The organism is Azospirillum sp. UFLA03-27, assembly GCF_059803775.1.
Genome location: NZ_JAUQTX010000329.1, coordinates 1 through 6,115, shown reverse-complemented (window position 1 = coordinate 6,115; position 6,115 = coordinate 1). Strand labels below are relative to the sequence as shown.

At 65.8% G+C, this 6,115-nt stretch carries 7 protein-coding genes; 4 read left to right on the top strand and 3 right to left on the bottom strand.

Annotated elements, in window-relative coordinates:
* Window positions 1-48 precede the first annotated feature (48 nt).
* Window positions 49-414, bottom strand: a complete 366-nt coding sequence (locus tag Q4I23_RS29695) for a hypothetical protein (protein WP_498528598.1) — start codon at window positions 412-414, stop codon at window positions 49-51.
* 692 nt (window positions 415-1,106) lie between these two features.
* Between Q4I23_RS29695 and Q4I23_RS29690 the strand changes: the two genes are divergently transcribed.
* The 4 genes from Q4I23_RS29690 (at window position 1,107) to Q4I23_RS29675 (ending at window position 4,628) form a co-directional block, all read left to right on the top strand.
* The gene (locus tag Q4I23_RS29690) at window positions 1,107-1,904 is read left to right on the top strand and encodes a helix-turn-helix domain-containing protein (RefSeq protein ID WP_498528597.1); all 798 of its coding nucleotides are present in this window, start codon (window positions 1,107-1,109) and stop codon (window positions 1,902-1,904) included.
* Window positions 1,905-1,915: 11 nt separating this feature from the next.
* Window positions 1,916-2,533 carry a hypothetical protein gene (locus tag Q4I23_RS29685; protein ID WP_498528596.1) on the top strand — a complete coding sequence of 206 codons (618 nt, stop codon included), beginning with the start codon at window positions 1,916-1,918 and terminating at the stop codon, window positions 2,531-2,533.
* A gap of 147 nt (window positions 2,534-2,680) precedes the next feature.
* The gene (locus Q4I23_RS29680; protein ID WP_498528595.1) at window positions 2,681-3,700 is read left to right on the top strand and encodes an AAA family ATPase; all 1,020 of its coding nucleotides are present in this window, start codon (window positions 2,681-2,683) and stop codon (window positions 3,698-3,700) included.
* Window positions 3,693-4,628 (top strand): ParB/RepB/Spo0J family partition protein, encoded by a 936-nt coding sequence (locus tag Q4I23_RS29675; RefSeq protein ID WP_498528594.1) that lies wholly within the window; start codon window positions 3,693-3,695, stop codon window positions 4,626-4,628. Before Q4I23_RS29680 ends, Q4I23_RS29675 begins: the two co-directional genes overlap by 8 nt.
* Before the next feature lie 648 nt (window positions 4,629-5,276).
* On the opposite strand, the gene Q4I23_RS29670 is transcribed toward Q4I23_RS29675, so the two are convergent.
* A complete protein-coding gene (locus tag Q4I23_RS29670) occupies window positions 5,277-5,567 on the bottom strand; it encodes a transposase (RefSeq protein ID WP_498528599.1) in 291 nt (96 codons plus the stop codon).
* 259 nt (window positions 5,568-5,826) lie between these two features.
* Complete coding sequence (locus tag Q4I23_RS29665) at window positions 5,827-5,973, bottom strand: hypothetical protein (RefSeq protein ID WP_498528593.1); 147 nt, start codon at window positions 5,971-5,973, stop codon at window positions 5,827-5,829.
* Window positions 5,974-6,115: the final 142 nt, after the last annotated feature.

Genomic DNA, 6,115 nt, shown 5'->3' with positions numbered 1-6,115 from the left:
CGGCCCGCCTACGCCAGCTCTGGGGGCGCTTCGGCGGGCCGGTTCTCCTCAGCTACACCACGTCTTGGGACACGATCCCTCGACGTCGCCGCGTTCGGTTTTGTAGCGCCGCTTGATGGTGGCTGGTTTCAAGGTCAGACTGAACGGTCGTCCGCGGAAGACAAACTCCCGCTCAATGGCTTTCTCCGACGGGCGGCCTCCCTCGCCACGCTCCGCCACCGGAACACTGCCGGGATAGAACACGAAGCGCGGCGCCAAGTCGTAGAGGCCGACCGTGTTGGTGCGGGTACGGGACGGATCCCGACCACTGGCATCCCGAGCATGGTCGATCTCGAACAGGAGCAACTGGACGGCGCTCTGCCCCATCGATGGCTCCTGGCTCTCATCAGCACCTGCGACAACCGGACCGGTCATGCCCCCTCCCCTGCAGCGTCCACCATAGGCACGGCGTCGTGACCGGAGCAACACGCAGCGATGCTGTGGACGTTCCAGATGTGAAGGTTGAGGCCGCGCATCTGTAGGATGAGGCCGCACATGGGGAGGGTGAGGCCGCGGACCTGTAGGATGAGGCCGCGCATGCCGGCCGGTCAGCGCAAAGTTGGCCCGAATCGCGACGTGCGCGGCCTCATCCTCCCCATGAACGCGATCTGCATGCGTGTTATCGCGGTTTCTCCCATGCGGAAAGGTCGCGGACGGCCAGGCTCAAGAGATCCGAAGCGCGGCCTCTTCCTTCACACCTCGGTGGAAGCGCGGCCTCATCCTACAGGCTGGATCTCTCTCGCCGTCATCTCCTCGCGCCGATGCGCGGCCTCTTCCTCCCAATCGACGGCTGGCGACACCTAAATCCAGCGAATCGGGCTCGTCCGAGTCGTTTGCCGAAGCGCGGCCTGATCCTCCCGAATCCGATTCGGAGGCGGAGCGCGGCCTCTTCCTCCCCATGCGCGGCCTCATCCTCCCAACGCGCGGCCTCATCCTACAGATGCGCGGTCTGGTCCTCCCCATGCGCGGCCCAGACCTCCCTGGAGGATGAGGCCGCGCTTTTCGACTCACGCTATCGGATTCGAATCCTCGCTCAAGAAGTGCCCTCCGACGGAGAGTAAGGAACCATGACCACGCCGACCGACACGACCAGCCGCTGGGGCAAGATCCCCGCTTGGTGGCTCGACCACCCCAATCTCGACGCCGACGGCTTCGCCGTCCTGGCGGCGCTCGCCACCTTCGCCGACGAACAGGGCGTCTGCTGGCCGTCGCAGTCGACGCTGGCCGCGAAACTCAAGCGGTCGCGCCCGACGATCAACCGCATTCTGCAGCGCCTGGACGACATCGGCTTGGTTACGATTGAGCACCGCCGCGGACACGACGGCTCCCGGCTGTCCTGTCTATACCGGCTGCGCATAGAGCGGAACGGGGGAGTGGTTGCCAAAACCGCCGCACGCCCTGTTCCCACCGACGACAGGGATGACTCGGTGGCAAACGCCCCCTGTCCAGCACCGAGTCAAGAACACCTCCATCCGGAACAGATTCAAGACTCGCTCGCTCCGGGCGGGCGCAGGCTGGCCCAGGGCGTGTCCGCGGATTGGATGCCGACGGCCGACGACCTCGCCTGGGCCCGCAGCCGCTTTGGCGATGTCGACCTCGGCCAGCACGTCGAGGGCTTCGTCCTGCGCTGTCAGGCGCACGGCTACCGCTACCGCGACGTCTCCGCCGCTTGGCGCGTTTGGCTGGTCCAGGACGCGGCGGCCGGAAAGGCGCCGGCGGCGAAGGCCGCAGTCCCTGCCGGAACCGCGGCTCCGACGTTCAGCCGTGACCGAGACAGCGCCGCCGAACAGCGCGTCAACGCCTGGATGACCGTCGCCGCGCGGCTCAAGGATGCCCAGAAGACCACCACCCGCTCTTGGACCTGAGGAGGCCCGCCATGTCCGCTGCCGTGATGCCGTTGCCGGAGCGCTTGCCGCTGCCGTTTGACCCCGCGATGCCGTCTGCCGACCGATGCCGGCTGCTCGTTGCCACCTTCCCGGAGCCGTTGCGCGCGGTGCTTGCCGCCGGTCACTTGGAGCACCGCCCGCGCTTCGGCGAGGACGGGTTCGAGGGGCTCGCGGAGACTTGGTCGCCGCCGGCGACCGTCACGGCCCGGCAGGCCGCCATGGCGCAGCGCATGCTGGCGGATCTGGAAGGCTCGATCCTGGCGCCGGCGGAGCCCGACCGGCTGCTCGGCCGCGTCCTGTCGCTGCTGTCGCATTACCCGGCGAAGGGGCTGACGCCCGACGTCGAGCAGTTGGTCGCGATGGACTGGGTCGAGGATCTCGGCGAATTTCCCGCCTGGGCAATCGACCAGGCGGCGCGCACCTGGCGCCGGACGAAGAGGTGGCGGCCGAGTATCGCCGAGATGCGGGCGCTCTGCGAGGAGGCGTGTGCGAAAGAGCGCCAGTTGGTCGAGTGTCTCCGTAAGGTGTTGGCCGCGAGTCTACACGGTTCGTCGACTCCGAGTTTCGGTCGAATGGCTGAAGTCCTGTGTGTCCGCCGCTTTCCCTGACCTTGGGCTTGGCCGGTGTGGCCGAAAAAGCAACATTGCCGACGAGACGCTATCGTGAGCACGTTGACCCCATCCGATCGCCGTTGACAGGGTGAGTGTCTCACTTTATGCGTGGAATCGCTGAATTCGACTGACTGGGGAGGGGGCATGCTCGGCGAACAGTTGAAAGCGTACCGCGAGGCTCGTGTACAATCGAGAGAAGACTTCGCGGCGTTTCTGAACGAGGGCCTGGACCGCTCCTACGATCGCCAGAGGATCTCGCGCTGGGAGAATGGGGGCGAGCGTATCCCGCAGGCCGTCGTGGCCTTCATCCGCAAGCACCCGGTGCTTCCCGTCGAGAAGCCTGGCCCGGCGCTCGTTGTGTCCTTGGCGAACCAGAAGGGCGGAGTGGGCAAGACCACAGGGTGCGTGAACGTCGGCCGCATGCTGGCCGACCGCGGCTACTCCGTTGTGTTGGTGGACTCCGACCCCCAGGCCAACGCCGGGATCCATCTCAGCGTGGACGTCGTCGCCTGCGAGGAAGCCGAGAAGACGCTCTACTACGTCCTCAAGGGGGCAGCGAAGGCTGAAGAGTGTCTCGTGGAGACGCGCAACCCGCGCCTACGGGTCCTGCCGTCCTCGCTCAAACTGGCCGAGAGCGAGACCGAACTCGCCGCCCAACAGTTTTCACACAACACGTTGCGCAGCCGGCTCGCCGACCTGCGCCGCAGCGTCGACTTCATTCTCATCGATTGCCCGCCTACCCTGGGGCATTTAGTGACCAACGCTCTGGTGGCCAGCGATACGGTCCTGATCCCCTGCCAGACGCAGCCTCTCGCCTTCATGGGCATGGGCACGCTGCGCAAGCAGATCGACTTCGTGCGCGAACGCGGCAATCCCACCCTCTCCCTGCTCGGCATCGTGCCGACGTTCTACTCTGGCCGCACGACCCAGGACCAAGCCACGCTGAAGGACATGCACGAGACCTACGGGCAGGAGGTCCACATTTTCCCGCCAATCCCCAACACCACGCTTTACCCGCAATCGTCGGCCGGTGGCGACGCTCTGGTCGCCTTCAACGCCAAGGCGCCCGGCGTCGGCACCTTCGACATGGTGGTGCAGACCCTGATCGAGGAGCGCGACCGTCGCGTCGTCCCGGCTGGTCACGGAGTGACGGCGCATGGCTAAGGGCATTCCGCGTTCCAACATGGGGCTCATCACCAAGAGCAGCGACCAGACCAGCGCCAATCCGGTGCGGCTCGACAGCAACGCGCTGACCGGCAAGGCGGTGCCCTTCGAGCGGCCCTTCGCCTGCGACATCGGACTGGTCGTCACCAACCCCGATCAGCCGCGCAAGATCTTTCGGGAAGAAGACTTGGCGTCCTTGGCCGCCTCGCTTGACAAGCATGGCCTGAAGCAACCGATTGGGGTGCAGCAGCAGGCCAACGGCGAATATCTCCTGGTGTGGGGCGAACGGCGCTGGAGGGCAGCAAAGTCGCTTGGTTGGCCGACCATCACCGCGGTCCTGACCGCCGGCGATCCGCTTGAGGTGGCGCTGGTCGAGAACGTGCAGCGCGTCGACCTGTCTCCGTTCGAGCAGTCCGATGCGCTGCACGGGCTGAAAGAGCGTCACGGATACACGGACGAGGCGCTTGCCGGTATCGTCGGCAAGGACCGCAGCATGATCTCCAAACTGCTCCGTCTGCAGTCCCTGCCTGAGGTGATCCGCGAGGAATACACGAAGCATGAGCCGACGCTCCGCTTTCTCCTCACGCTCACCCGCGCCGCGTCGGAAGCCTCCGCCCTCGCCATGTGGGACCAGTGGAAGAGCAGCGGCGCGGCTGGAGAACCCGACGTGGGTGGTGAGCCGCCACGCTCGGAAAACGCAGGAGCGGACCGCGAGCGCCCCTCGCGCAAGCCGGCCGACAATTCGCCGGAGATGGCGCTGAGTGCCCTACCCCAGCGGGTGTTCCGCGTTCTCAATCGGGCTCAGGAAACCATTGGCGCGATGGTTGAGAAGCCGCGACCTTTGACCGACGGCGACTGGGAGCGCCTGATGCATATGCGTTCGCTGATCGACACGCTGCTCGAACAGCGAAAGTCAGAACGGACGTAACGTGCGATGGGAACCGTTCCCATTGAACGTTCCTTTGGGTGGGTAGTGTCGGTGAACGCAGGCAATCGCTACTCTTTTCGTCGGACCGCACAGGCGCATCTTCGTCAGAATCCGTGAGGGCGTTGCGTCACCGGCGGTGCCGAAAGGCTGCTCCTGCTGGAATGTCCAATGGGAACCGTTCCCATTGGACAACTCGTCGAGGGAGATTTGGTTCTCCCGCACTTTGCGTGATGCTGGTGGCGCAGGACGCCAAAGGTGAGCACATGAGGTGAACATTGCAACAGCTTCAGTTCACTGTGATCAAGCGCCTTCTCCCCGTGATCCCTGACGGTCTTTGCGTCGAGTATGTTCTGCCGGAGCCGGACCGCATCACTATCTTCGCCTGCCCTCGGCACCTGTCAGTCCCGTGCCCGCGTTGCCACGCGCCTTCGTCCCGCGTGCACAGATACCATGTTGAGCGTCAATGCCCTGTTCGCACGCCCGGCTGGCTGGCTGAGACTGCCACCGTGCTCGCCCCGGTCAAGGACAAGGCGCGCCGACGGCGCGCTGGCCTGCGGCCATCCTTGACCGGGTCTGCGTGCGGCAGCGGTTCTGATGGCAGGGCGGGACGGTGGGATGATCGTCGTCGATCGAACATCGGAATGAAGCTCATGCCTCGGCTGATGCGGGCGCCGATCGATCGAGAGCATTGAAGGGCTGGCCGGTCTTGAGAACGCCAAAGCACAGGTGCAGAAACTTACGCATGGCGGCCGCCACGATCTGCTTCGGCTTGAGCCGGTTCTGGGCTTGCAGACGCTGGCGCAGAGCGGCGACTGCCGGGTTGAATCGCATGGCGATGAGCGCAGGGAAGTACAGCGCCTGCCGCAGGGCCGCATTACCAACCCGCGACAGCTGAGCCGGTCGGGTTGTCGCCCCGGATTGGTTCTGGCTCGGGGGCAGGCCGGCACGCCGCGGCGGCCCAAGTACGGCCTCAGCGGTGATGTGAAGGCCGTCCTCCTGTTGGAAGCGAAATCAGCGCTGGGGAGGGCGGCCATGAAGAAGCATCGTGTGACGCTGACGGTGGAGGAGCGCGCGCAGCTTCGCCAGTTGTTGGTCCGCAGGCCGACGTGCGCAAGCTCAAGCACGCGCAGATCCTGCTTAAGGCCGACGAGGGCGAGGACGGGCCGGCGTGGAGAGAGCATGCAGAAGTGTGGGGTGGTCAGGCGACGTTCATGGTGACCGGGGCTGAGGAGGCGTTGGCGGCCATGGCCGGGTACCACGCCGTGAAGGTGTCGCGCAGGGTGCCGTCGAGGGTCCGGGTGCGGATTTGCACCAGCCGATGGGCGCCGAGCTTCGTCCATTGCATCTGCTGGCACCGTCAACTCGTTGGCACTGGCCATGATGGCTGGCGCAGTTCGGCCACGGATGCCGAGAGATCGGGGGATCAAGCGGCCAGCGGCGCACCGGCGACCTCAACCCAGGCAGTGAAGGCCTGGGTGCGGGCGGCG